Origin of the sequence: Paraburkholderia sediminicola (assembly GCF_046026675.1) — a bacterium.
GTDB lineage: Bacteria > Pseudomonadota > Gammaproteobacteria > Burkholderiales > Burkholderiaceae > Paraburkholderia > Paraburkholderia sediminicola_F.
Genome location: NZ_JAQQEY010000002.1, coordinates 2,054,360 through 2,080,067, shown reverse-complemented (window position 1 = coordinate 2,080,067; position 25,708 = coordinate 2,054,360). Strand labels below are relative to the sequence as shown.

Annotated in this window: 20 protein-coding genes; 6 read left to right on the top strand and 14 right to left on the bottom strand. The window is 62.3% G+C overall.

Features of this window, described 5'->3' with window-relative positions; translation table 11 throughout:
* Position 1: 1 nt before the first annotated feature.
* From PQQ86_RS28965 to PQQ86_RS28950, 4 genes are all read right to left on the bottom strand, one after another.
* Positions 2-1,174 carry an acetate/propionate family kinase gene (locus PQQ86_RS28965; RefSeq protein ID WP_408274816.1) on the bottom strand — a complete coding sequence of 391 codons (1,173 nt, stop codon included), beginning with the start codon at positions 1,172-1,174 and terminating at the stop codon, positions 2-4.
* A gap of 12 nt (positions 1,175-1,186) precedes the next feature.
* The gene (locus PQQ86_RS28960) at positions 1,187-3,580 is read right to left on the bottom strand and encodes a phosphoketolase family protein (RefSeq protein WP_408274813.1); all 2,394 of its coding nucleotides are present in this window, start codon (positions 3,578-3,580) and stop codon (positions 1,187-1,189) included.
* Positions 3,581-3,953: 373 nt separating this feature from the next.
* Entirely contained in the window at positions 3,954-4,160 is a 207-nt protein-coding gene (locus PQQ86_RS28955) for a hypothetical protein (protein WP_101563197.1), read from the bottom strand.
* Between the two features lie 31 nt (positions 4,161-4,191).
* Positions 4,192-4,314, bottom strand: coding sequence for a hypothetical protein (locus PQQ86_RS28950; protein ID WP_268966730.1), 123 nt, complete (start codon positions 4,312-4,314; stop codon positions 4,192-4,194).
* 322 nt (positions 4,315-4,636) lie between these two features.
* Here PQQ86_RS28950 and PQQ86_RS28945 point away from each other — a divergent pair, with 322 nt between their 5' ends.
* The gene (locus tag PQQ86_RS28945; RefSeq protein ID WP_266226226.1) at positions 4,637-4,762 is read left to right on the top strand and encodes a hypothetical protein; all 126 of its coding nucleotides are present in this window, start codon (positions 4,637-4,639) and stop codon (positions 4,760-4,762) included.
* Between the two features lie 42 nt (positions 4,763-4,804).
* On the opposite strand, the gene PQQ86_RS28940 is transcribed toward PQQ86_RS28945, so the two are convergent.
* The 5 genes from PQQ86_RS28940 to PQQ86_RS28920 form a co-directional block, all read right to left on the bottom strand.
* A complete protein-coding gene (locus tag PQQ86_RS28940; RefSeq protein WP_408274809.1) occupies positions 4,805-5,509 on the bottom strand; it encodes an HAD family hydrolase in 705 nt (234 codons plus the stop codon).
* A gap of 15 nt (positions 5,510-5,524) precedes the next feature.
* The gene (gene gnd / locus PQQ86_RS28935; protein WP_494478231.1) at positions 5,525-6,622 is read right to left on the bottom strand and encodes a phosphogluconate dehydrogenase (NAD(+)-dependent, decarboxylating); all 1,098 of its coding nucleotides are present in this window, start codon (positions 6,620-6,622) and stop codon (positions 5,525-5,527) included.
* Positions 6,623-6,971: 349 nt separating this feature from the next.
* Positions 6,972-8,294 carry a sugar efflux transporter gene (locus PQQ86_RS28930; protein ID WP_408274804.1) on the bottom strand — a complete coding sequence of 441 codons (1,323 nt, stop codon included), beginning with the start codon at positions 8,292-8,294 and terminating at the stop codon, positions 6,972-6,974.
* Positions 8,295-8,467: 173 nt separating this feature from the next.
* On the bottom strand, positions 8,468-8,923 hold the full coding sequence (locus PQQ86_RS28925) for a hypothetical protein (RefSeq protein WP_408274802.1): 456 nt from the start codon (positions 8,921-8,923) through the stop codon (positions 8,468-8,470).
* Positions 8,924-9,028: 105 nt separating this feature from the next.
* A complete protein-coding gene (locus tag PQQ86_RS28920; protein WP_408274799.1) occupies positions 9,029-9,409 on the bottom strand; it encodes a DUF2628 domain-containing protein in 381 nt (126 codons plus the stop codon).
* 183 nt (positions 9,410-9,592) lie between these two features.
* On the opposite strand from PQQ86_RS28920, the gene PQQ86_RS28915 reads away from it, so the two are divergent.
* From PQQ86_RS28915 to PQQ86_RS28900, 4 genes are all read left to right on the top strand, one after another.
* Entirely contained in the window at positions 9,593-10,009 is a 417-nt protein-coding gene (locus PQQ86_RS28915; RefSeq protein ID WP_408274797.1) for a MarR family winged helix-turn-helix transcriptional regulator, read from the top strand.
* A gap of 56 nt (positions 10,010-10,065) precedes the next feature.
* The gene (locus tag PQQ86_RS28910; protein ID WP_408274794.1) at positions 10,066-10,353 is read left to right on the top strand and encodes a hypothetical protein; all 288 of its coding nucleotides are present in this window, start codon (positions 10,066-10,068) and stop codon (positions 10,351-10,353) included.
* Positions 10,354-10,521: 168 nt separating this feature from the next.
* Positions 10,522-10,842 (top strand): thioredoxin family protein, encoded by a 321-nt coding sequence (locus PQQ86_RS28905; protein ID WP_408274791.1) that lies wholly within the window; start codon positions 10,522-10,524, stop codon positions 10,840-10,842.
* A gap of 41 nt (positions 10,843-10,883) precedes the next feature.
* Positions 10,884-11,903 (top strand): class I fructose-bisphosphate aldolase, encoded by a 1,020-nt coding sequence (locus PQQ86_RS28900; RefSeq protein WP_408274789.1) that lies wholly within the window; start codon positions 10,884-10,886, stop codon positions 11,901-11,903.
* A gap of 107 nt (positions 11,904-12,010) precedes the next feature.
* On the opposite strand, the gene PQQ86_RS28895 is transcribed toward PQQ86_RS28900, so the two are convergent.
* Positions 12,011-16,222, bottom strand: a complete 4,212-nt coding sequence (locus tag PQQ86_RS28895; protein WP_408274786.1) for a CheR family methyltransferase — start codon at positions 16,220-16,222, stop codon at positions 12,011-12,013.
* Positions 16,223-16,514: 292 nt separating this feature from the next.
* A complete protein-coding gene (locus tag PQQ86_RS28890; RefSeq protein ID WP_408279387.1) occupies positions 16,515-18,668 on the bottom strand; it encodes a hybrid sensor histidine kinase/response regulator family protein in 2,154 nt (717 codons plus the stop codon).
* A gap of 376 nt (positions 18,669-19,044) precedes the next feature.
* Here PQQ86_RS28890 and PQQ86_RS28885 point away from each other — a divergent pair, with 376 nt between their 5' ends.
* Complete coding sequence (locus PQQ86_RS28885) at positions 19,045-20,595, top strand: FAD-dependent oxidoreductase (protein WP_408274784.1); 1,551 nt, start codon at positions 19,045-19,047, stop codon at positions 20,593-20,595.
* 40 nt (positions 20,596-20,635) lie between these two features.
* Here PQQ86_RS28885 and PQQ86_RS28880 read toward each other — a convergent pair whose 3' ends face one another.
* The 3 genes from PQQ86_RS28880 to glgX form a co-directional block, all read right to left on the bottom strand.
* A complete protein-coding gene (locus tag PQQ86_RS28880) occupies positions 20,636-22,636 on the bottom strand; it encodes an AI-2E family transporter (RefSeq protein ID WP_408274781.1) in 2,001 nt (666 codons plus the stop codon).
* A 65-nt stretch (positions 22,637-22,701) separates the two neighbouring features.
* On the bottom strand, positions 22,702-22,890 hold the full coding sequence (locus PQQ86_RS28875; protein WP_408274778.1) for a DUF2934 domain-containing protein: 189 nt from the start codon (positions 22,888-22,890) through the stop codon (positions 22,702-22,704).
* Between the two features lie 141 nt (positions 22,891-23,031).
* Positions 23,032-25,248 carry a glycogen debranching protein GlgX gene (gene glgX / locus PQQ86_RS28870; RefSeq protein ID WP_408274775.1) on the bottom strand — a complete coding sequence of 739 codons (2,217 nt, stop codon included), beginning with the start codon at positions 25,246-25,248 and terminating at the stop codon, positions 23,032-23,034.
* Positions 25,249-25,708 lie beyond the last annotated feature (460 nt).

Genomic DNA, 25,708 nt, shown 5'->3' with positions numbered 1-25,708 from the left:
CCTAACCCGCTTCGGCTCGCAACAGCATCCGGCAATGCCTTGCAATCTGCTTCTCCTCCTCGGTATGAATCGCCCTCACCTTCCCCGCTGAATCCCCCTCCGATAGCCCCAAAAACGCAAGCCCCTCGCACACGCGCTTACGAATCTCCTCACTGTGTTCACCGATTCCACCCGTGAACACCAGCAAATCGATCCCGCCCAGCACAGCCGCATAGGCGCCAATCGTCTTGCGCACGGCGGTAGCAAACGCATCCAGCGCCAGCGATGCATTCTCATCGCCCGCCGCGACACGCTTTTCCAGCGCCTGCATATCGCTCTCGCCATCGGCGTAACCGGCGAGACCGCTCTGGCGATTCAACAGCGTCTCCAGCGCATCGGCATCGAGCTTCTCCACGCGCATCAGATACAGCAGCACGCCCGGATCAAGGTCGCCACTGCGTGTGCCCATCGGCACGCCGCCGGTCGGCGTGAGACCCATCGACGTATCGACTGATTTGCCGTTCTGCAATGCACATAAACTCGACCCGTTGCCCAAATGGGCGAACACCGCTCGCGGCGGCAAATCAGCGCCGAGTTGCGTCACCAACGATTCATACGACAGCCCGTGAAAGCCGTAGCGAATCACGCCGGCCTCCGCATAGCGGCGGGGCAACGCCAGTTGCGCCGTGCGTGCCGGCAGTGTGGAATGAAACGCCGTATCGAAGCAGGCGAAATGCTCCGCGTCGCCGAAAATCCTGGTTGCCTCGTCGATCAATGCCAGCGCCGGTGGAATGTGCAAGGGCGCAAAGTGCACGGCGTCCTGCAAGCGCTGCCGGACTTCAGGTGTCAAGCGTTGATGCGTTCGCAGATGCGGCCCACCATGCACCACGCGATGCCCCACCGCAGCAGGACGCCCGTGCTTCTGCTCCGCAAGCACGCGCGCGAGCTTCTGCAACGCGTCGGTCTGCGACTCCAGCACATCCTTCTCCTGCACCAGCACGCGGCCGTCAGGCGACTTGATGCGCAAGCTTCCGTCGCCGCGCCCAATACCTTCGGCACTGCCTTCCAGCAGCAAGGTTTCGTCGCCGCCGGAGCGCGCGGAATGCGTAAACAGTCCGAATTTTAGCGACGACGAACCGCTGTTCAACACCAGAATTGTCGGAGTCGGGTCGCCGGTCTTCTTATGAGTCTCCATGGCACGCTCCGCTCAGCCCTTCCACGTCCAGTTGCGGATCTCTTCCTTGTCGATGCCCTCGGCATGCGCATAAGCAAGATGCTCGATGATCTGCCCACGCAACCACTCTTTCGCGTGGTCGCCGACGCCACGCAGCGCCGGCACGCGATCGATCACGTCGATAGCCAGCGAGAAACGGTCGACCTGATTGATAATCGCCAGTTCGAGCGGCGTATTGATGTTGCCTTTCTCGTGGTAGCCGTGCACATGCAGATTGCCGTGATTGGTGCGGTTGTACGTGAGCTTATGCACCAGCGACGCATACGAATGGAAGTTGAAAATCACCGGCGTGCTGGTGGTGAACAACGAATCGAAATCGCGATCGGACAGACCGTGCGGATGCGCATGTTCAGGCATCAGGCGGAACAGATCGACCACGTTGACGAAGCGGATTTTCAACTCGGGAAAGCGCTCCTTCAGAATCTGCACGGCGGCAAGCGCTTCCATTGTCGCGATGTCGCCCGCGCACGCCATCACCACGTCCGGCTCGACGCCCTGATCCGTCGACGCCCAATCCCAGATGCCGATGCCCTTGGTGCAATGCGTGACGGCCGAATCCATGTCGAGATACTGCAGATGCGGCTGCTTGTCGGCCACGATCACGTTGACGTAGTCGCGCGAACGCAAACAATGATCGGCGACGCTCAGCAGACAGTTAGCATCTGGCGGCAGATAAATACGCACCACGTCCGGGCTCTTGTTGGTCACGACATCGAGAAACCCCGGGTCCTGGTGCGTGAAGCCATTGTGATCCTGACGCCATACCAGCGACGTGATCAGCAGGTTGATTGACGGCACTGGCTGCCGCCAGCCGAGATCGCGCTTCGCTTTCTCCAGCCACTTGGCGTGCTGGTTAAACATCGAATCGATCACGTGGACGAACGCTTCATAGGTGGCGAACAGCCCATGGCGTCCGGTCAGCACGTAACCTTCGAACCAGCCTTCGAGCGTGTGCTCGCTCAGCATCTCCATCACGCGGCCGTCCACCGAGAGTTCGCCGCCATCAGCGTCGCTTGCCATGGTTTCGGCCAGCCAGGTTTTCCCGGAGGCCTCGTAGATGGCCGTCAGCTTGTTGCTCGCGGTTTCGTCGGGTCCGAAGACGCGAAAGTTCGTCATGTTGTTGCGCATGACGTCGCGCAGAAACGTGCCGAGCACCTCGGTAGGTGACGTGTACGAGCTTGCGGGCTTTTTCACCGCAACCGCGTAGTCGCAAAAAGCCGGCAGGTCGAGCGTTTTGCACAGCATGCCGCCATTCGCATGCGGATTGGCGCTGATGCGACGCGTGCCTTCGGGCGCGAGTTCGCGCAGTTCGTCGACCAGACGCCCTGCTTTGTCGAATAACGATTCCGGTTCATAACTGCGCAGCCAGCCTTCGACAAGTTTCAGGCTCTTGCCATTCGTGACCGGATCGAGCACCGGCACCTGGTGCGCGCGCCACGAGCCTTCCACCTGATGGCCGTCGACTTCCTTCGGTCCGGTCCAGCCTTTTGGCGAACGCAGTACGATCATCGGCCAGCGCGGCCGCGTTGCGTCGTTGGCTTCGCGTGCATGCTGCTGGATCGCACGGATTTCGCCGATGCATTGTTCCAGTGTCGCGGCCATCTGTTGATGCATGGTGTCCGGATCGTCACCCTCGACGAAATACGGCTTGTGGCCATAGCCGGTCAGCAAGGCCTCGAGTTCCTCGCGGGGAATCCGCGCGAGGATCGTCGGATTGGCAATCTTGTAGCCATTCAGATGCAGAACCGGCAGCACCGCGCCATCGCGAATCGGGTTGAGGAATTTGTTCGAGTGCCATGACGTGGCCAGCGGTCCGGTTTCCGCCTCGCCGTCACCGATCATCACCGTAACGATCAGGTCCGGGTTGTCGAACGCGGCGCCGTAGCCGTGCGACAGGCTATAGCCGAGCTCGCCGCCTTCGTGAATCGAGCCCGGCGTTTCGGGCGTGCAATGCGAGCCGATGCCGCCGGGAAACGAGAACTGGCGGAAGAAGCGCCGCATGCCGGCTTCGTCTTCGCTGCGGTCAGGATAGATTTCCGAGTAATGGCCCTCGAGGTAGCAATGGGCCAGCGTGGCAGGCGCGCCGTGGCCCGGGCCGGCGATATAGATCACGTTCAGATCGAGCTTCTTGATCAGCCGGTTCAGATGCACCAGCAGGAAGCTTTGCCCTGGATCCGAGCCCCAATGGCCCAGCAGGCGATTCTTGATGTGTTCGGGTCTGAGCGGTTCGCGCAACAGCGGGTTGTCGCGCAGGTAGATCATGCCGGCCGAGAGGTAGTTGCAGGCGCGCCAGTAGCGGTCCATCTTGCGCAACGTTTCGGGCTCCAATGTTTTCGGCGGGGTCGGACGGGAGGTTGCTTCGGCCATGGCGCCACTCCTTGAAAAGGACTGTCAGGCAGGTTAGCGGGTGCTGCAGCGATTGTTCGCGGCAAGATCAGTGAAGAAAAACCGGCAATGGCTGCCACCTTGTCATGCGCATGACATAGCGCAAGCGTACGGCAAAGGTCCGTTGTACAAGGCTCCCGGGAGCGGGCCGGCGATCGTCAGAGGTGTGACAGGAAGTGCGCGTCATGGTTCGGCGCAATCGTCCAAAGCTTGATCTTGCGACACGTGTGCGTCGCTTTCGCGTAGGCGCGGGAAGCGCCGATAGGGAAATGGCCGATCCGATTGCCGACCCGAACGTTGGCTAGCGCCCGTTCGATTGTTTATTCGTTCGTTCGCGGGTGTTCAGTTGAAGGCCTTACACCGGCTCTTTTTCTTTCCGTTGTGGTGGCTGGTAGCGCCATTTGCTGGCATTGGGATCGTTGCGTGTATCGTCGCGTTCGCGTTGCTCGGCGCGCGCTTCATCGGCACGGCCGAGTTCGGCGCGCCGGTCGCGCACGGCGCCAGGCGAATCGGACTGACGCAACGGCGACGGCGAACGTCGCGGAGCAGGTATTGGTGACATGGTGCCTCCCTTTTAGAGGATGTGGGACGAATCAACGTTTCTTGCCAGTCCAACGGGGGTCCGGGCGGTGCAGGAGACGAAGCTGACGCAGGTACATCGAAGCGCCGAACATCAGCGCCATGCCTGCTACGATGCCCCAGATTGCGGATGTCATGATTTTTCCTTGGCCCGCCGGCCGCACTGCGTCTGATCGCCTGCGGCGTGAAAGTGGGCATCCGATTGAGCGCGCGGCCGATTTTGAGCAAATCTGCTTACGACACGCGCCAAGCAAGGATCATGCGCTCAATTGGCCGCCGTGTCTGTACGGTGTTGGACCGTCCGGCTGACGGGCCGTTGGCGCGGCAGAGGCTGCCGGTTTTGCGCCAGACTTTAAGTGAGCATTAAGTGAATGCGATTAAGCTCTTTATGCTAAATGCGCGACGGCGGGCCGCATCTGGCGCCTCCTCTGCTGCTCGCCCATTATCCGAACGGCCACTATGTCGACACCCAGCCGCCTCAAAGGGCCCCTGATTCTCCTTCTCACGCTCGTGCTGTTGTGCGCTGGCGTCGCCGTTCTGGTGGGCGTGTTCGGCTTGCTGGTCAAACTGCTGGGTCTTGGCTAGCAAGCGCTGAAGCCACCCGGTGGGCGCTGAAAGGCAGAAAATCTAGGCGCCCCCAGCCGTCCCGCCGCTGAGAAGCATATCGAGGTCGATATCAGCCAGCTCCCCAATCCTCTCGATCGTCACATCCGCGGGCGGATTGCTGGAAATTTCCTTGGGATCGAAAGCGTAGTGCCCCTGGCGAGGAAAAACCGTAGTCAGCGTCTCTCCCCAGGCCTTCTTCATGGCGGTCAAAATCCGCAATTTGTCATCCACCATCACATAGTGCCGGGCCGGGAAGCATTCCATCACCTGATCGAGCATCTGCTCCTTATGGATGTAAATCAGAACCCGTCCCCCAACCTCTTCCCATAGGCCCGAGCGGGCGATCTTGCGCGGCTGGAACACGACATCGCCGTCAGACAGAATCACCGCCGGCCCCCACTGCGACACATGTTTGATCGCATCCAATGCCCCCGGATACAGCCGGTTCGCAAACGGATAATCGATCAGAAACGACGACATCAACAACAGCCGCGTGTCCCGAGTGTGCTCCTGCCGATAGCGCTGCAACGCCCCAAGGTAATCGGCGTAGCCAAGCTCCTTGCGCAAGTCTTCAAAAATTTCCCAGTACCGCGCGCTGTTCTGCTCGCCGAACTCCCGCATCATGTGAGCACGCAAATCCGCCAGCACATGATCGTTGTCCAGCAACGTGTTGTCGCAATCGAAAAGAAAGACGACTTCGTGAGGCGTGGTATTGGAGGCTTGCATTGCGGCTCCCCTGAATTAGCTCTTGTGTCCATCGGCCGGCGTGGCCGCTTTCTCGACGTGACCACCGAAGTCGTGCCGCATGGCCGACAACACCCGGTTCGCAAAATCCGCGTCGCCCCGCGAGCTGAAACGCGCGAATAGCGCTGCGCTCAGCACCGGCGTCGGCACGCCTTCGTCGATCGCTGCCGCCACCGTCCAGCGCCCTTCGCCCGAATCCGATACACGCCCCGCGTAGCTTTGCAGATCGGCGTCGCTAACAAGCGATCCCGCTATCAGGTCCAGCAGCCACGAACCGATCACGCTGCCGCGCCGCCATACCTCGGTGACCTCGGCGAGATTCAGTTCGTATTGGTAAAGCTCGGGACGGCGCAACGGTGATGTTTCGGCGTCGGCTTCGCGCGCGTGTTTGCCAGCATCGGCGTGACGCAGAATGTTCAGGCCTTCGGCATACGCGGCCATCATGCCGTATTCGATACCGTTGTGGACCATCTTCACGAAGTGCCCCGCGCCTTGCGGACCGCAATGCAGGAAGCCCTGATCGGCCGTGCTGGCGCCGGCTGTACGGCCCGGCGTGGCTGGCGCTGCGCCCGCACCCGGCGCAAGCGTCGAGAAAATCGGTTCGAGCCGTTTCACCACTTCAGGCTCGCCGCCGATCATCAGACAGTAGCCGCGCTCACGTCCCGCAACACCACCGCTCGTGCCGACGTCCACATAGTGAAGCTGACGCTTCGCGAGTTCGGCGCTGCGGCGGATGTCGTCGTGGTAATAGGAGTTGCCGCCGTCGATCACAATATCGCCGGGGTCCAGCAAGGGCACGAGGTTCTCGAGGGTCTTGTCGACCACCGCTGCAGGCACCATCAGCCACACAGCGCGCGGCTTTTGCAACTGAGCGACCAGGTCTTCCAGCGATGTGGCACCCGCGACGCCGTCCTGTTTCAGTTTTTCCACCGCGGCCGGTTGCACGTCGTAAGCGATGCATTGCTGACCGCCCTTCGTCAGGCGCCGCACCATGTCCGCACCCATGCGGCCCAATCCAATCATGCCTAGCTGCATATCTCGCTCCGGAAAGTGTCTCGTTGCGCTGCTCGATCTGGCCCGGTGTGCTGCGGCCATGCCGCGCGCTTTGCAGGCGGCAAGTGGCTCTCCTGACTGTAGTTGCGTTTTGCGTGATCCGACGGACACACGGTAGCAGCCTCGCACAGTCCATGCAGTGAATCGGGCATCCCCGCCTGCATCGAACGACGATACGCTTCTTTGCAGAGGTTTTGCGCAGCCTGAAGCTCCGGACGTGCGTCGATGCGCGCTGTAGTCAGCACGCACGCTTCGATTTAGCTAACTGCCTTCTTACACTTCTGGCACACGATAAAGCGGGACGCTTTCGCAGGCGCCGCCGCATTTGCGGCCATGGGATCGGTCTGCGTGCGCGAGGAGCATGGTGCGTTGTGCGTGCGAACTGCGGGCCCTATCGCCGCCGCGCCTGCACCTTCTCGTATTGCGTGAGCGCAAAACGCCGCACCGCGCGCCACATGAGCGGATAACGATAACCCGGCACGGCAAACAGCACCAGCGCACAAAGCGCCAACAATCCGCAGAACAGGAACGTGCCGCGATAGCTGAATGCCTGGACCAGCAAACCCGACAACACACCTGAGAGAATCGAGCCGACCCGCGCAGCGTTGAAAAACAACGCCGTCGCGCGGCCCGGCGCGTGCGGCATCAGATCCTGCACGTAGACCATGCCGAGGCACGAAGTCACCGCGACCACGAACGCGTTGAGTATCTGCATGGGGATCAGCACGTGGACGGTCCCCGCCATCGACATCGCGACGAAATACAGCGCGTGAACCGCTGCGCAGGCGGCCAGCCAGTTCGGCTTGTGCAGCGTCGACGACTTCGCGCCGAGCGCGAGCATCATCGGAATTTCCGTCAAGGCACCAAGGCCGAGCATCACCGACACGTCGAGATGCGTGCCGTTCAGGCCGTGCACGATGTAGAGCGGCAGCACGATCATGGTGGCGTTGGCGGCGAGACCCAGCAAGGTGAGCGCGGCCACGGCACGACGGATGTCGTTCTGCGAAGCGACGCCCGGCAAGTCCTCGTGCGCCTCTTCGCCGGGCGCGGTCAGCGGCGGCACGGTGATCGAGGCCGACGGCTCCGAGGCCGTGTCTTCGACGGTGTGATCGCCCAGATGGCCTTGCGGCTCCCGCATGCGCCAGACGATGGTCGCGCAGGCCGCGAAACTGGCCGCCGCGAACAGGAAGAGCCCATAGAAGCCGGCGCCGGCGAGCACCAGTGCACCCACCGACGGACCGAACACCCACGCCGCCGAGAGGATGGTCCGCAAGGTGGCGCTGGCAAACGCGCGCTCCGCAGGGTCCGGCACCGGCAGCGCCGCGCGGCTGAACGAGAACACCATCGAGATGGCCGAGCCGCCCGCGCCGATGAAGACAATGCCAACTGCCAGCAGTAGCCGGTAGTCACGCACTACGCATAGACAGAGATAACCGAGTGCGGCGGCCACCAGCGCCGCCAGCAGCAACGGCCGATGCCGTCCGCTCGCGTCGCTCCAGCGGCCGGCGAAGGTGCTGGCGAGTACCCCGCTGGCAGCGATCAGCGTCATGAAGATGCCGAGCTTGAGCGGCGTCATGCCGGCGCGCTCTACGCCGAACAGCGACAGATACGGCGCGGTGAACGACATGGCCACACCGAGCATGAGCGTGGCGGCGGCCAGCGGCTTGAAGCCTGGGATGTGCAGCAGGTCGAAAAAACGGGAGGTTTTCAACACGGGTGGCGGTGGGTCAGGGAAAGCGGGCCTGCGACGCGTGATGCGCGGCGCAGACTTCGTGGCCGGAACAACCGGGGCATTATCGGCCTAGCTTGCGGACGCGTAAACCAACGCCCCGACATCCCAAATCTGTGTTGCGCGCCGTTGCGGACACGCTGACGGCATGGACGACGCTACTTGCCGTCCGTTGAGCGCATTTGCTGCGCTTGCGCCTTGTAATCGTAGGTCGGATAAAACTCGGTGCGATAGCCGCCCCACGCCGTCGTCTCGATGGCACGGTTGACTTCACGCAGACGGCTCGCCGGCACGCGCAGCGTGACCACCTGGCCGATGCCCATCATCACGTACCACGACACGACCTCGATTCCGGGCGGCGGAAAGGTCTTGAAAAATCCTTGCGCGCGCAACTGATCGTTGATTTTCGGTAGCGGTTTGGATTCGTCGTGACGCAGGAAGATGGTGAGCAGAAAGGTGTCGTCGGGGGCGGCAGGCATGGCAGCTTGCGTGCCTGCCGCGACCGGTGTGCCAGGGCCTGGCGTTGGCGCGACGGCCGGATCGGCGCTGTGCGCGAACGGGGCGGCACAGAGCGACGAGATAAGCGCCGCGCATAACAGGCCGCGGCGGAGCATGGCGCGATGCTTGGCAGGCGGGGCAAACGGGGCGGGGGTCCTTACGGCAATTCCAATCGGCATCGAATATCTCCATGACGGCGTGAGAAGACCTGGCGGCCTGCTTCAGGGGATCTGCTTAGGGGGACGTGCATGAGTGGCTTGAGCTTCAGCAATATCCGCTCCTACCGAACTGCCCTCGCCCGCCGGACGCACCACGACGTATCCGCGCTGTTCGAGCGTCCGACGGTGCCACTGGTTGCCATAAACACCGCAGGCAACGCCGAACAGCACCGACAGCACCAGCCCGATCGTGCCGATTGTCTCACCCCACAAGCCCGAGAAAAACAGCAACGTGTTGACCGCCAGCATGATGAAAGTGGCAAACCACATTCTCTTCGACATGGCCCAGACGAAGCCCAATAGCAACGCGCCCCAACTGAAACCGGTAGCGACCGCGACGGTTTCATCCTTGCCGGGGTGCCGAAGGTAGATCTTTTCTGCCATGTCCTTTCCTGAACGCGATGGTGCCTCGAGAGCGAATCATGACGTTTAACATGTCACGCTGGCAAGAATATGCGTTTGTGTGAAATTTGCGGGACGAAGCACCCGCTGGTGGCTCTCAGAAGCGCGATACATCCCGGCATATTTTAGTTGCCTTGCTAACCATATTGAGTTTCAATAGCGCTCATGTTCGATCATTGCCTTTACTTCAATTCATCCGCATTGGCGCGGCTGGCCGAGCGCGAATGGGGTGCCGTGTACGCCGGATTCGGGCTGACGCCGCCGCAGGGTTTCGTGCTGCGCGTCGTGCTGGCCACGCCCGGTTGCCTGAGCAGCCAGGTGGCGGATCTGCTGGGCATCGCCCGCCCCACTGCCACGCGGCTGATCGATAACCTGAGCGACAAGGGCTTGATCGAGCGCCGTCAGGGCGAAACCGACGGACGGGAATGGCGCGTGTATGCCACGCGGGCCGGCAAGGCGCTGGACCGGCCGATCAACGAGGCCAGCGCGCAAATAGCAAAGAATCTTCGGGCAAAGATTGGGCCGGAGTTGTTTGAGGCGGCCGTTACCTCAATGCACGGCGTGCGAAAAGCGCTTGGATAAGGTAAGGCGTTTTTTTTGCCAAATGGTTGTCTTGCTAACTATAACGAGGGGTGTAAATGGATGATCTGGCGAGTCAGCACTGCACAGCGATCCGCAAGGGTGCAAGGTTTTCTGCCGGCCATGTGCGGTGGTCGGCGAACTGGATTTTTGGGGGTGTGATGGGGGTTGCGCTCTGCGTCCTGCTGGGTATCGCGATTGCCTGCGCGCCCGCTGCCGTACGCAGCAACAACGAGCGTTGTTTGCAGGCGCTGGCCGAGGAACAGCACGTTAGCGTCGAGGACTTTTTCCAGAACCCTGCAGGGCAGGATGCTTTGGCTCTGGCGGTAACGCAATGCACGAGGTAGCGGGTTTTGCGCCTCGGGCGGCGTTGTGGGTTTGCCTGCGCACAGACAACTGCCACCCGCACTGACGATCCTGACCATAGCTGCTACTCTTACAAAAATCGACGGGCAGCGAGAGTCCGCGACAGTGGAAAGCCCCGCCGGCACAGGTAAAAAAGCACCGGAGCACTCATGGCAACCCGAACGGCCTATTCCCCCAAAGCGCCCGCACGAGCCGAAATCGACGCCTTCCCGGGCGTCACGGTCATAGAGTTCGGCACGGACTGGTGCGGCTACTGCCAGGGCGCACAGGCATCGATCGCAAAAGCTTTCGAACCGCATGCCGGCATCAGGCATCTGAAAATCGAAGACGGTCCCGGCCGCCCGCTGGGTCGGTCCTTCAAGGTGAAACTCTGGCCCACGCTGATCTTCATGCGCGATGGCGCCGAAGTCGCACGCATTGTGCGCCCGGCTAACGCCACCGAGATAGCCGAGGCTTTCACTTCGCTCTGACAAGGCTTCATCCGCTAACCGGATTACTGGGAGCATACTTCATGGACACCCGTAGCGAGCTGCAAGCCACCGTCGATGCGATGGCCCAACCCGGCAAAGGTCTTCTCGCCGCCGACGAAAGCGGCCCGACCATCGCCAAACGCTTCAAGACGATCGGCCTCGAATCCAGTGAGGAAAACCGCCGCGCCTATCGCAACCTGCTGCTGACCACACCGGGTCTCGGCGAATTTGTGAGCGGCGTGATCCTTTACGAAGAAACACTCGGCCAGAAAGCGGACGACGGCACGCCTTTTCCGCAACTCTCCGCGAGGAACGGCATCGTGCCGGGTATCAAGGTGGACCTCGGCAAGATTCCGCTCGCGCTCGCCCCGGGCGACGAAATCACCGAAGGCCTCGACGGCCTCGCCAGACGTTTCGTCGATTACAAGCGGCAAGGCGCGCGCTTTGCGAAATGGCGCGCGGTCTACAACATCACGGCGAGCTTGCCGGGCCGCCTCGCCATCGAAGCAAATGCGGACTCCCTCGCGCGCTACGCGGCGATCTCGCAGGAAGCGGGCATCGTGCCGATCGTCGAACCGGAGGTACTGATGGACGGCGATCACACCATCGGACGCAGCGCGGAAGTAACCGAGGCCGTGTTGCACGAAGTTTTTAACGCTCTGCACCGGCATCGCGTGGTGCTCGAACACATTCTGCTGAAGCCGAGCATGGTGCTGGCGGGCTCTGAACACGCGCAGCAATCGTCGACTTCGGACATCGCGGCGCACACGGTACGAATACTCAAGCGCACGGTGCCGTCGGCGGTGCCGGGGATCGTGTTCCTGTCCGGCGGGCAAACGCCGGAAGAAGCAACGGCCAACCTCAATGCAATGAATCGCCTCGGGCCGCTGCCGTGGAATCTGAGCTTCTCGTATGGCCGCGCGTTGCAGGAACCGCCGCTGCAAGCATGGAAGGGTCAGGCGGGCAATGTTAAGGAAGCCCAGGAGGCGTTGCTCAAGCGCGCTCGCCTGAACAGCGCGGCGGCGCTCGGCAAGTACGACGCGTCACAGGAAAAGAGCTAGCCCCACGGCGAGCGGTCCGCGCATGCCGCGACTTTCGGCACGCGCGGGCACGATCCGCGTCGAACAGGCTTCAAACAAAGCCGTCGGAAGGGAAGATCAGACCAATCTCAACGATTCGCGGTGGTTGCACGGGCAATCTTGTCGAGCAGCGCCTGCAGCGAAACCGGTTTGCCGAGGTGGCCGTCATAGCCGGCACGGATCGCACGCGTGGCGTCCTGTGGGCGGCCAAAGCCGGTCAGCGCCAAGGCCGGGACCGAAGCGGTAGCCGGCAGTTTGCGCAGCGCCGCGATCAGTTCGTAGCCGTCCATGCCCGGCATGCCAATGTCTGACAGGATCAGATCGAACGGTTGGTGGGCCGCGACTGCAAGCGCGTCAGCGCCATTGGTTTGCGGCCACACTTGCGCGCCTTCGAGTTCGAGCAGGCTCTGAAACGCCTGCAAACTTTCGACCGCGTCGTCGACCAGCAGAATCCGCATACCCTTGAGCAAACTGGCGTCGCCCGGCGTGTCGTGGGTTTCGGGCTGCGCCCCCGTGCTGTCGGCCGGCAGCCAGACGCGGAAACGCGCGCCCTTGCCTACGCCCGCGGATTCCGCCTTCACATGGCCGCCATGCATTTCGGCGAGCTGTTTGACGAGCGCGAGCCCGATACCCAGTCCTCCGCTACGGCGCCGATGCGCGCCCTCGGCCTGGCTGAACATGTCGAATACGTTCGGCAGGAAGGCAGGCTCGATGCCGCGCCCGGTATCCTGAACCTCGACACACGCATAGTCATCTTCACGCGAGAGCGTCAGATTCACCTGTCCGCCCTGCTGCGTGAACTTCACCGCGTTGCTGACGAGGTTCCACAGAATCTGCTCGAAGCGAACGGGATCGGCGTCGATAAAGAACGGCTCCGCCACGCCGCGCACGGTCACGCTCACGTGATGCGCCAGCGCATCGGCCTCGATCGCGCTGGCCACCAACGCCGTGATTGCCGCGATGTCCACATGCGAGCGCTCCAGCGCCAGTTTGCCGGTGCGCACGCGCGACAGGTCGAGCAGGTCGTCGATGATCTTGGCGAGGCTGATCACCGAGCGGCGAATCGCGTCCGCTGCATCGCGCACCACCGGCAGGCCCTGCGTCGACGGCGCGCGGTCCAGCATGTCCGCCTTCACGTGAATCAGGTTCAGTGGGTTCTTCAACTCGTGCGACAGCACCGCAAGGAATTCGTCTTTCAGGCGGCTGGCCGCCTCCACCTTCTGGCGCACCGAGCGCTCAAGAGAGATCTTGCGCTGTTCGAGCGCCTCGGTGCCTTTGCGCTGCGTCAGATCGCGCACGATCTTCGCAAAGCCGCTGAAGTTTTCCGACGACACCGGCGTGATCACGCCGCTGCAATAAAGCCGGGAGCCGTTTTTGTGGATGTACCAGCGCTCGTCTTCGACGCGGCCATCGTTCTGCGCGCGCTGCCGCTCTGCCGACGGTTCGTTGGCTTCGCGCTCTTCCGGCAGATAGAGCCGGTCGAGCAACTGCCCCGCCATCTCGCTCTCGCTGTAACCGAAGATCCGCTCCGCACCCTTGTTCCACGTCACCACGCGGCCATCCAGATCCTGCACGACGATCGCGAAGTCGTTGGTACTTTGCGCGGCGAGATGCAAACGCGCTTCACCCAGGCGGACCAGTTGCTCGGTGCGCCGCAATGCCGTGATATCGACAATGGTCAGCACCGCGCCCTCGATGTGATCGTCGGTCGTGCGATACGGCGAGAGGCGCGTCAGGAAATAGCGGCCGTCGACGCCGCGAATCTCACGTTCAATCAGCTGCAGCGATTCGAAAACGGCGACCGTGTCCTCGGCCAACTGCGGATAAGCGAGCCGGTGCGTGATGTCGTGCAGCGGGCGGCCCACATCCGAGGGAATCACGTTGAACAGTTCGGTCGCGGCCGGCGTATAGCGCTTGATGCGCATCTCACGATCGACGAACACCGTCGCGATGCCGGTCGAGGCGATCACATTCTGCAGATCGTCTTTGGCCTTGCCGGTCTCCTCGATCTTGGCCTGCAACTCGGCATTGACGGTAAACAACTCCTCGTTCAACGATTGCAGTTCTTCCTTGCTGGTCTCGAGTTCTTCCGTCGCCGCGCGCAATTCCTCGTTAATCGCCTGCAATTCTTCGTTCGATGCTTTCAGCTCTTCAGTCGAGGCTTCCGACTGCTCGACGGTCGAGCGCAACTCCTGCTTCGTGCGATGCAGTTCGTCTTCGAGGTGTCCAAGCAGCGAGTCCTGCGCGGCCGGACCGGCCGGCTGAACGGTTGCCACGGGCACACCGGTTGCGTTTTCCTCGAACAGCACCAGCGCGAATTCCGGCGAATCTTCGGTACGGCGGTATGGACGCACGATGATCCGCACGAGCGTCCCGGCTGTGAATTCGATCGGCGCGGTCGTCACCTCGCTGTTGCTGCGCATGGCCTGAAACAGCGTGCCGCGCAGCTGCAGGCGCAATGCCGGATTCACCAGCATGATCAGGTTGTACGACGGCTCGCCGCGCGCGAAACGCAGGAAGCGGCCGGCGTGTTCGGACATGTGCAGGATGTTCGCATCCGTATCGACCACAACGCTCGGCGGCGCATACAGCTCGAGGATGCGGTGATGCAAGGCCGAGAACGGCAAGGCCTGCGGCAGCGGCGGCGTGGGCCCGGCGCTGGCGGTGGCGGCCACGCCGCCTTGCTGCACGACCGGCATGCTGATCGGCGGCCGTACTGCGCTGGTGACCATGTTCGCGCGGTAGATGCGATTCTTTTTATCGACCGGCGTGAACAGTTCGCCCGCGGCCTCGGCGGATTCCGAACTGCCGAGCAGCAGATAGCCGCCCGGTTGCAATGCGAAGTGAAACATCTGCAGCACCTGGCTCTGCACGCTGCGATCGAGATAGATCAGCAGATTGCGGCAGGACACCAGGTCGACACGTGAAAACGGCGGATCGCGCAGCACGTTATGCACCGCGAACAACACCTTTTCGCGGATGGCTTTGGAGACGCGGAAGTGCGCGCGCTCCGGGGTGAAGAACTGGCGCAGGCGTTGCGCGGAGACATCCGCGGTGATCGATTCGGGATAAAGACCTGAACGGGCGAACGCAATCGCGCGTTCGTCGATGTCGGTCGCGAACAACTGGACCGGTATTCCTTCATGCCGCTCCGGATGATCGGCGAGCAGCATGGCCAGCGAATAGGCTTCTTCCCCGGTCGCGCAGCCGGCGACCCAGGCGCGCACCGGATCGTCTTCGGATTTCTTCTGGAACAGTTTCGGCACGATTTCGCGTTCGACCACCTCGAACGTTTCACGATCGCGGAAGAAATTGGTCACGCCGATCAGCATGTCCTTGAGGAGCGCCGGCGTTTCGTCGAGATGCGTGAGGACATAGTCCTGATACGCCTGCAGATCGGGAATGCCGTTGACCTGCAGACGGCGTTCGATACGCCGCAGGATCGTGGCGCGCTTGTAATGGCGGAAATCGTGGCCCGTGCGCGCGCGCAAGGTGGCGAGCACGCCGAGCAAAGCCCGCTCGGCGGCGGACACCGGATCGGGTTGTGCGGCGGTGAGCGTTTCGGGTTCGTCGTCCGCGGGCGGCAGGCGAATCGCGCGGGCGTTGTCGGCGAGCTCGCGAAGTTTGCGCGGCATGTCCACTGCTCGCAGCGAGAGATCGATCATGCCGGTCGCTATCGCGTTCTGCGGCATTTCCGGGTATTCGGCGTCCGCCGGGTCCTGCGCGATCGTCACGCCGCCCTGTTCCTTGATGCGGCCGATGCCGGTCGCGCCGTCCGCGCCCGTGCCCGAGAGCACGATCGCAATCGCCCGCTCGCGGTGCGTATCGGCGAGGCTGCGGAAAAACAGGTCGATGGCGATCGGGCGACCGCGCGGCCGGTCGGCTTCGACAGGTGTCAGATGGCCGTCGTCGAGCGACAGATCGTGCGACGGCGAAATCACATAAACGTGATTCTTTTCGACCTGTATGGCGTGCTGCACCTGGCGCACCGGCATGCCGGTGGCGTGTTGCAGGACCTGATCGGCGCTGCTGGCATGATCGGGAGACAGATGCAGCACGACGACGAAGGCCATGCCCATGTCGGCCGGAGCGTTCTCGAAAAAGCTCAGAAGGGCCTGCACGCCACCCGCGGACGCACCGATGCCGACCACCGGAAAATCCAGCGAGCTCACGGCAGGCGCGCGCGTGTCTGCCGAGTCGGCGTCCGTGCTAGTGGTGGTCGTTGGAGTGCCTGTCTGCGTGCTCGCCTGCGCAGCGGACTGCGCGTTCGGTGGAGACGCCCCTGCTTCACTACCCGCCATACTCATCCTTTGTGCGCTACGCTGCGTCTCAGTACCCCGCCTTTTTGAGGCGCTGGGCCCGTGCTGTTTCCGCCCGCATTGTCGCGTGTGTTGCGCCGCATTGCAAAGGCCGTCACGGCTATGACGGCACGGTCCGGGCGAGCCGGCTGCGGACTCACAGACCTGACTGCTGCCGGCTCTCGCTCACGGCTCTGGCCAACTGAATGCGCAGCCCTCGTCATGCTTTCAGCAAGGGTCGTGCCGCGTTGCTGAAACGCTTCGAACATAGCCGACAGCGCGGAAAAGTGGCGCCTTACGGTTCGCAAGCCACCAGCGCGTGCAGCTCGTCGATATTGAAGGGTTTCGCGAGTATCGCCACGCCGAGCCGGCGTGCCCGTTCGAGTTCGTCGGCATAGCCTGTCATCAGCGCGATCCTCTGCGCCGGCCACGCGCTGCGTACTTTCTCCGCGAGGTCGATGCCGCTGAGCTTGCCCGGCATCTGGATGTCGGACAGCACGAGTTCGAACTTCGCGCCTGCGGTCAGCACGTCGAGAGCCTGGTCGGCGGTCGGTTCATGCCGCACTTCGCAGCCAAAGGTTTCCAGCACGGCGGCTACGCCGGCCGCCACGTCTTCGTTATCTTCCACCAGCAGCACGACGCCCTTTGAGGCCGGCGCAGGCTGTTGCGCTGTGTCTGCATCGGGCACCAGCGCCTTCTGCCGATCGCGATAGCGCGGCAAATACAGTCTGACCGTCGTGCCACTGCCCGGCACGCTGTCGATTTTGGCCGTGCCGCCTGCCTGTTCGCACATGGCGAGAACCTGGGCGAGGCCGAGGCCGGAGCCCAAGCCGCGCAGCTTGGTGGTGAACAGCGGCTCGAACGCGCGACGGGCGACGGTTTCGGGCATCCCCTCGCCGTCGTCGGAACAGGCGATCAGCACGTATTCGCCGTCGGGCAGCAAGGTGTCGCTGCCCACCAGGCGGTTATTCTGGCAACGGATCACGAAGCGGCCACCGCGCGGCATCGCATCGCGCGCGTTGATCGCAAGATTCATGATCGCGAATTCGAGGTCGATCGGATCGGCTAGCACCTGCCAGACGTTGTCGACCATGTTCAAGGCCATTTCGACGGTGTCGCCGAGCGCCGCGTCGATGAGCGGCGCGGCGTTCGGCAACCATGTGGCGAGGTCGACGGGTTCCTGCTTGAGCGGCTGTTTTTTTGCCACGCTGAGGAGTCGCCGCGTCAGCGATTCTGCCGTGGCGGTAGCGCGTTCGACCGCTTGCACTTCTTTTTCCAGGTTGTTGTAGCGTTTCAAACGCGCAAGTTCGGTGTTCGCCGACACCACCATCAGCAGATTGTTGAAATCGTGCGCGACATTGGCGACGAGATTGCCGAGCGCGCCCATGCGCTGCAATTGCCGGCTCGAGGCCTCGGCGGAAAGACGCATGGCCACTTCGCCTTGCCAGCGCTCCCACGCGCGGCGCTCGCCGGCGAGCTGGCGCAACGAGAAAAACACCAGCAACCAGATCGCCACACAGGGCACCGCCGTGATCGCCGCGATCGCCATGAAGTGCTCGCGCCACGCCTCGCCGATCGAGGCCGTGTCATAGGCGCTCATCACATAAAGCGGATAGTCGCCGACGCGGCGAAACGCCAGTAGCCGTTCGACACCGTCGACGGTGGACGTCAGACGAATGTGACCGAATAGCTGTTTGTCGCGCAAAGCCGCGGTGAACGCGCTCTGCTGGGTGGGCTTCGCGCCGGTCGGCCACGCCGGATAACGCACCAGCAGATTGCCGTCCTGGCGGTACAGACCTAATGAGAGCGACGTATCGCCATTCGTCAGTTCACGGTAGAAGCGCGAAAAGTAATCGGTGCGCAGCGCCACCGACACCACGCCCAGGAATTGCCCATTCTCGCCCGAGCGGCCGGTCACAGTGTTGAACACATTGGTTTGCGACAGCGGCCCGAATAGGGGCAGTGAGAAATAGGGCTGCGGCCGCATCGCCTTGGCGGCAGTGAAGTCTTCGCGCTGACTCGTCGACATGACCGGCGCCGGATAAGCGCGGCTCGACACCAGCAAATTGCCGTTCGCGCCGACCACGTAAATCGAAGCGACCTGCGTGAAGTCGCCGCCGATTTGCCGAAGGCGGTCGTGCAGCCCGGCCTCCTGCGCACGGATCTGCGCGTCGTCGGCGTTGCCGAGCAGGTCGACGATGCGCGAGGCCATCTGCTGGTTGAGGTCCAGCACCTTGACGGCCTGCTCCTCGGTCACGCGCGCGAGCCGGTCGATCATGTCGTTCGAATCGGCAATCCGGCGCTGGTAATCGAAATACCCATAGCCCGCGAGGCAGGCCAAAGGAAACGCAATCGAAACGGCGAGCACGATCAGAAGCACACGCCGCGTCGCCGCGAAATTGCGCGACGGCATGGGGAAATCGACTGCGACACGCTCCGCACGTTGCACGGTCACGATCTCCATGAAAGATAAACACAGGTCGGGGGTGGCGGCGCACAACGCGCCCCAGGTTGTTCGTGCGCTATTTCTCTTCCCCGGAATTTACCGCACTTCCGCCGTTCTCCATAGGGTGGCACGTAATCAAAACGTCACACGTGAAGCCGCGCGTGAGCGGGCATGTGGTTTGCTGCCGCAGAGGTGTCCAAAGGGTCCGTTTTCGTGTTGCAGCGCGGCGTAAAGTCCGCTGAGGCCGCCGCCCTCTCTTCACGCGCAGCGGACCTTCGTCCCTACGCCTGACGATGCAGCATTTAATGAACCCGATGGCGCTGCTGAATTGCCGGCAGCCTGCTTATTTTCCGCGATTACTTTCCGCGAGGAATTGACCATGCCAACACCTGCCCGATGCGTCGCCCGGTTATCGCAACTGCGTGCGGACCGCGCCGAACGCATCGTGGTGGACGGCGAAAACATTCTGCTCGTACGCGCCGGCGACACAGTGCGCGCCTATGCCGCGGATTGCCCGCACGCTGGCGGCCCGCTGGAAAAGGGCGCGCTGTGCAATGGCCGGATCATCTGTCCTTGGCACAAAGCGACGTTCGACGTTGCCACAGGCAACGTGCTCGAACCACCCGCGCTGGTCGCGCTCGACCGTTATCCGGTGGTAGTAAGCGGCGACGATGTGATGGTCACGGTGGAGAAAATGCCGCAGCCCGTGCACAAGGCATCCGTTCAAAACCCGCATTACGTGGTGATCGGCGCGGGCGCAGCCGGTGCCGCGGCTTGCGCGGCGTTGCGCGAATGCGGCTTTGCTGGTCGTATCACGCTGGTCGGAGACGAGCCGCACGCACCCTACGATCGCACCACCCTCAGCAAATTTGTACCGTCCGGCGAGATGGCGCCAGACGACGTGCCGCCCCTCCTTGCCACGGATTGGCTTGAGCGGCAGGACGTGGAACGTATCGTCGCAAAGGTCGCGCGGCTCGATGTGCCACGACGCACGATCCATTTCGAGTCCGGCGGCGAACTGGCGTACAACACCGCGCTGCTCGCCACCGGCGGCGTGCCGAAGATCCCGTCCATTCCCGGCCGTGAACTCGGCGGCGTGTACGTGCTGCGCACTCTCCACGACGCCGCCGCGCTCGTCGGAGCAATCGGCCAGGACGCCCGGAACACTCATGTCGCCATTCTCGGCAGCAGCTTCATCGGTCTGGAAACGGCTTCGGCGTTGCGCAAACGCGGCACGCGGGTCACCGTTATTTCGCCGGAAAAAATACCGTTCGCGAGGCAATTCGGCGAGCGGGCGGGCACCATGTTTCGCGAACTGCACGAGCGCAACGGCGTGGTGTTCCACCTCGACACAAAAGTCGCTTCACTTGAAGGCGAGGAAGGCAACGTGCATGAAGTGATGCTCGAAAGTGGCGAGCATGTCGCCGCCGACGTCGTGTTGCTGGGCACGGGCGTTGCACCGGCTACCGGTTTTGTCGAAGGTTTGCCGCTGCAAAAGGATGGCGGCGTGATCGTCAATGCGGGCATGCAGGCCGCACCTGGCCTTTACGCAGCCGGCGATATCGCCGTCTTTCCGCTGTACGAAGATCAGGAACCCGTGCGCATCGAGCATTGGCGCGTCGCGCAGCAACATGCACGCATCGCCGCTGAAAACATGTGCGGCGCGCGCCATCGCTACGTCGGCGTACCGTATTTCTGGACTTATCACTTCGGCAAGCGTTTCGAATATCTCGGTCATGCGAGCGAGTGGGACGACGTTGTCATCGACGGCGAACTCGATCGCCAGCAATTCGTTGCGCTGTATGTGAAGGATGACAAGGTGGTTGCCGCGCTTGCCTGCGAACGCGAAGCGCAGACCGCGCGTCTAATCGACGTCTTGGGTCGCGGTTTGTCGCTGGCGCAAGCGCGGGAGATCGTCAAAGGCGATTAGTTCGCTTCGCGCTTTACTTGCGCAGCACAAGGCTACGCCGTCATCCATTCACTACGTCCAGCGCCTGCTCCGCCCTGATGCCGTCGATTCGCCGGCACGCGTCCACCACTTCCCGCAACGAAGTGGCATAACACTCGGCCCCCATCGCGGTCTGCAAATCATCGCTCCACTTTTCGGTATCCGTAGCCGCCCATAACCCGACAACAATAGATGCTTCGGGCAACCTCGCACGAATGCGCCTGACCATATACCGGAGATGTGAAGGAATCCCTTCGATCTGCAAATAAAAAATACACACGATACCGACATCGTCGGCATCGAGACTATCGATCGATGCCCGCGAAGCCGCCTCATTCGGCAAACCGCGCGCCGCAAATCCGTGCTTGCCGAGCAGTTGCAACAGGATCGTGGTCGCGAGCGAATCGAGCGGTCCCCGCCCGGGAATACACAACACGCGTTTTCCTGGCGGAGAACTGACCTCCCGGCTTCTCGCCTCAGCTAGTCGAACGGTCGAACTAACGGCCACTTCAGCCACCGGCTTGTTCCCTTCGTCGGCAGGAAAATCTCCTATCGGCCCCGCTGCACTCCAGTTTTCTTCTGCCGTTTGCGGCGCCGGTTCGTGGTCCTCATAGCCATCCAGACCGTCGACCAGATCGTTGGTGGTCGACTCGATCCGAGCAAGTTGCTGTGCCGTCACGCTACCGCGAAGCATATCGTTGGCGGCGAGCTGCAAGCCCTTGATCGCCACTTCGTCGTAATACGCGCACAACGAACGCTCGCGCAATAAAACCTCCGCTTGTTGCAACGCCTCATCGGGATCGCCGGCAAGGGCGCGCTGGTAAAAATTCTCGATCGGCGTGAGTGCCGGCTGATCGCCCAGCAGCACGTCGAGAAACTCCAGACGTCTCACGTGCCGTCCGAGCACCAGGAGGCACAAGGTCAAAGGCGTCGACAGAATCAACCCTATCGGCCCCCAGATCCAGCTCCAGAAAATCGCCGCGACCACCACCGAAAATGGCGAGAGTCCCGTGCTGCGTCCGTACAGCAGGGGCTCCACCACCTGCCCCACCAATAATTCGACCGTGCCGAACAACGCGAGCGACCAGATCGCCATTGCCCACCCTGGACTGACCGCTGCGGCGAGCGCGGTGGCAAGCGTCGCGGAGATCCAGATGCCGACATACGGCACGAGCCGCAGCAACGCCGCGAGAATCCCCCACAAGATCGGGCTCGGCACGCCGATGAGGAACAGCCCCGCGCCGATCACCACGCCAACGCCCGCGTTCACGCCGAGTTGTGAAACGAAGTACCGGCTCAAGCGTCGCGTGGCCTCGTCCATCACGGTGGTCGTGCGGTGCAGATCCCGTGAACCGAACAGCCGGATCGCGCGATCGCGCAAATCGTCGCGTTGCAGCAGGATCACCACCGTCACGATGAACACGATAAACGCCGTCTCCAATGGACTGATCGCCGGCGACAGCACACGCCGCGCGAGTTCGAAGGGCGTCGGCACCGGTTCGCGCACTTCGACGGGCACGGCGGCAGGCGGATGGACGCTCGAAGTCGAGGTCGCATCTCGTTGCGCTTGAGGTTGCGGCGGCTCGATCGTCGCGCGCTGCAATGCCTGCCCGGCCGCACCCGCGAGCCGGTTCAGCTTGCCGATGGTGAGGCTGTGCGCGGCGTCCGCCTTGTGCTCGATGGTCGCCTGATAGCGCGGCATGCCGGCCGCAAGGTCGGTCAACTGCGTGGCGATCACCGCGCCGAGCATCACGATCACCGACACCGACATCACCACCGCGGCAAATACGGACGCGACATGTCCGAGCTTCAGACGTCCAAGCGAATTGGCAAGCGGTGCGACCAGGAAACTGAGCAGAATCGCGAGCGTGATCGGAATCAGCACCGCGCGCGCAAAGTACAGGCAGGCGACCACGGTAACGCCGACCGCGAGCGCGACCACGCCGTCGATGCCAAATGCGGAAGGCGACGCAAGAATGCGCGCGGCCGGCGTTGCGCCACGAGGTTCGGGGAATTCCTTCATCGGATTCGTTGCTGCCTCTGCTTTGGCATCTGCGAGAGCCTGCGCGCCGGCGAGGCCTCGCACCTTCACTTCGGCGCGTCAGCCACTGGCCCACTTTCTGTCGGCGGTGCTTCCTTCTCGATTTCGTCGCGCGCCTGCTCCCAATACTCGTCCGGCGTCCCCTTCGGATCCCCGGCCTGCTGCCAGAGGTAGTAGGCGCGTGTGCGAATCTGTTCTTCCTGAGAAGATTCTTGAGACGTTTGTTCCTGTTCCATTTGAGCACCCTCAGTTGCACCGGGCAGAGACCGACACCGGCTGCCTGACTCATTTGTCGCGGGATGCGCCAAACGGTGGCTATCCGGAATCGAGCAAGCGCTATACCTGGCGGCTAGCGCTCGCGCCCGGCCCCAAGCTCGTCACGTTGCCGCAGGGCGTTCGCTTTCATCAGTGGTAAGTTGTTCTTCCAGGCGATCAAATACGCGTTGTGTCGCGCGGCTTGGCGCCTCGAGTGCGAACAGCAGCAATGAACGGCCGGTCACCTGATACGCGTCGCCGGCGCTGAATTGTGGCAACTCGGAGCGCACCGGCATATTCGTATCCAGCAGACAGGTCCACTGATCGCCCTCGGGAACATCGGGCAGCGTGAAATTGACCACGTCGTGATGCGCGTTCAGCACGAGCAGCAAGGTTGCATCGGACGCGGGGCGTCGAATGCCGCTCGCCTGAGCGCGTCCGTCGATCACGAGGCCGAAGCAGCGCATCGACGGATCGTCCCACTGTTCCTGCGAAAGATCGGTGCCGTCTGGAGAAAGCCAACGTGCGTCGGTCACGTCGAGCGCCTCGTTATATTCGCCGCTGAGAAAGCGCCCGCGACGCAGTACCGGCAGACGATGGCGCAGCGTCGTCAGATTCTTGACGAACTCGATCAGTGCACGGCCGTCATCGTCGATGCCCTCCCAATCGACCCAGCTGATCTCATTGTCCTGGCAATACGCGTTGTTATTCCCCTGCTGCGTGCGGCCGAATTCGTCACCCGCGAGGATCATCGGCGTGCCTTGCGAGAGCAGCAGCGTGGCCAGCAGATTGCGCTTCTGGCGCTCGCGTTGCTGCCGGATATCCGGATCGTCCGTTGGCCCTTCGCTGCCCATGTTCCATGACTTGTTGTCGGAGTGACCGTCCTTGTTGTCTTCGCCGTTGGCCTCGTTGTGCTTGTCGTTGTACGAGACCAGATCGTTGAGCGTGAAGCCGTCGTGCGCGGCGACGAAGTTGACGCTGGCCCACGGTCGGCGCCCACGATGGTTGAACTTGTCGCCCGACCCGGTCAGTCGTTTGGCGAGATCCGGGACCTCGCCTTCGTCGCCCTTCCAGTAGCCGCGCACGGTATCGCGAAAGCGGTCGTTCCATTCGGCCCAGCCAGGCGGAAAGCCGCCCACCTGATAGCCGCCGGGACCACAATCCCACGGCTCGGCAATCAGCCGCACAGCGGAGAGCACCGGGTCCTGCCGGCAACTGTCGAGGAAGCCTCCGCCTTCGTCGAACCCGTGTGTTTCACGGCCGAGAATCGTGGCGAGGTCGAAACGGAAACCGTCGATCTTCATCTCCGTCACCCAGTAGCGCAGGCTGTCGGTCACCATCTGCAGCACGCGCGGATGGGACAGATTGAGCGTGTTGCCGGTACCGGTATCGTTGATGTAATAGCGCGGCTCATCGGGCATCAGGCGATAGTAAGACGCGTTGTCGATGCCTTTGAAGGAAATCGTCGGACCGCGCTCGTTACCTTCGGCGGTGTGGTTGTAGACCACATCGAGAATGACTTCGAGATTGGCGTTATGAAAACGGTCCACCATTTCCTTGAATTCGCCGACCGAGTCGATCGACGACGCGAAGAAGCGCGGGTCGGCCGCGAAGAAGCCGATCGTGTTGTAGCCCCAGTAATTGGTGAGGCCTTTGTCGAGCAGATGACTGTCGTTGACAAAGGTCTGGATCGGCATCAATTCGACCGACGTGACCCCAAGGCTCCGGATGTAATCGAGCACGACCGGCTGGCCGAGACCCGCGAAGGTGCCACGCAAATTCTCCGGTACTTCGGGATGACGTTTGGTAAAACCGCGCACGTGCGTTTCATAGAAGATCACGCGCTCCCACGGCAGCGCGTTGCGTTCCGGATGACTCCACGAAAAGTTGGCGTCGACCACCTTGCACTTCGGCACGAAGGGCGCGCTGTCGCGCTCGTCGAATGACAGGTCGCCCTCTTCCGAATCGAGCGTATAGCCGAAGATTTCCGGCGCCCATTTGAGCTCGCCGATATGCGCTTTGGCGTAGGGGTCGAGCAGGAGTTTGTTCGGATTGAAGCGATGTCCTTTTTCCGGCTCATAGGGCCCGTGAACCCGATAGCCATACACCGCACCCGGCTTCAGATTCGGCACGAACACGTGCCAGACCTCGTCGGTGTACTCCGGAAGCTCGATGCGTTCGATTTCCGTCTCGCCGGTTTCATCGAACAGACAGAGTTCGACCCCGGTTGCATGCGCTGAGAACAGCGCGAAGTTTACGCCGCTTCCGTTCCACGTCGCACCAAGCGGGAAAGGTGTGCCTTCCGCGATGCGCGTCGAATAGCTGGCTTGGGATGACATAGGGATTCCTGTAAAAGCTGAGGGCGCTCGGATACGTGCTTTGCATGTGTAAGCTTGCTGCGTCAGCAAATTATGGGCCTGAGCGTTGCGTCGCTGGAACGCAACTGCAACAAGCCGTCCTTCAGGCAACTACGGAAAAACGCAAGGACGTCGCGTGCACGCACTGCATACGATGCGTTCGCCGTGCATGAATGGAGACAGGAATGACGTGGGCTAAAGCCCGTGAGCTGAACCGGTTGACCGGCGAGAACATCGCGGAGAAATTAACGCACCGGACATGATGCGTTTTGTGGCCATATGTCGCGAATGATGCGCTTGTGCCCAGGGTTTTTGCTTAAGGGCACACCGTTGCGAACCGTGCGTATCCGATGCTTGCCGCGACTGCGCAGAACTGCGCAGAACTGCGGGAAGGCGTCATTAAACATCTTTTTTAAACGGTTCAGCCTTTCGGCCATTGTGC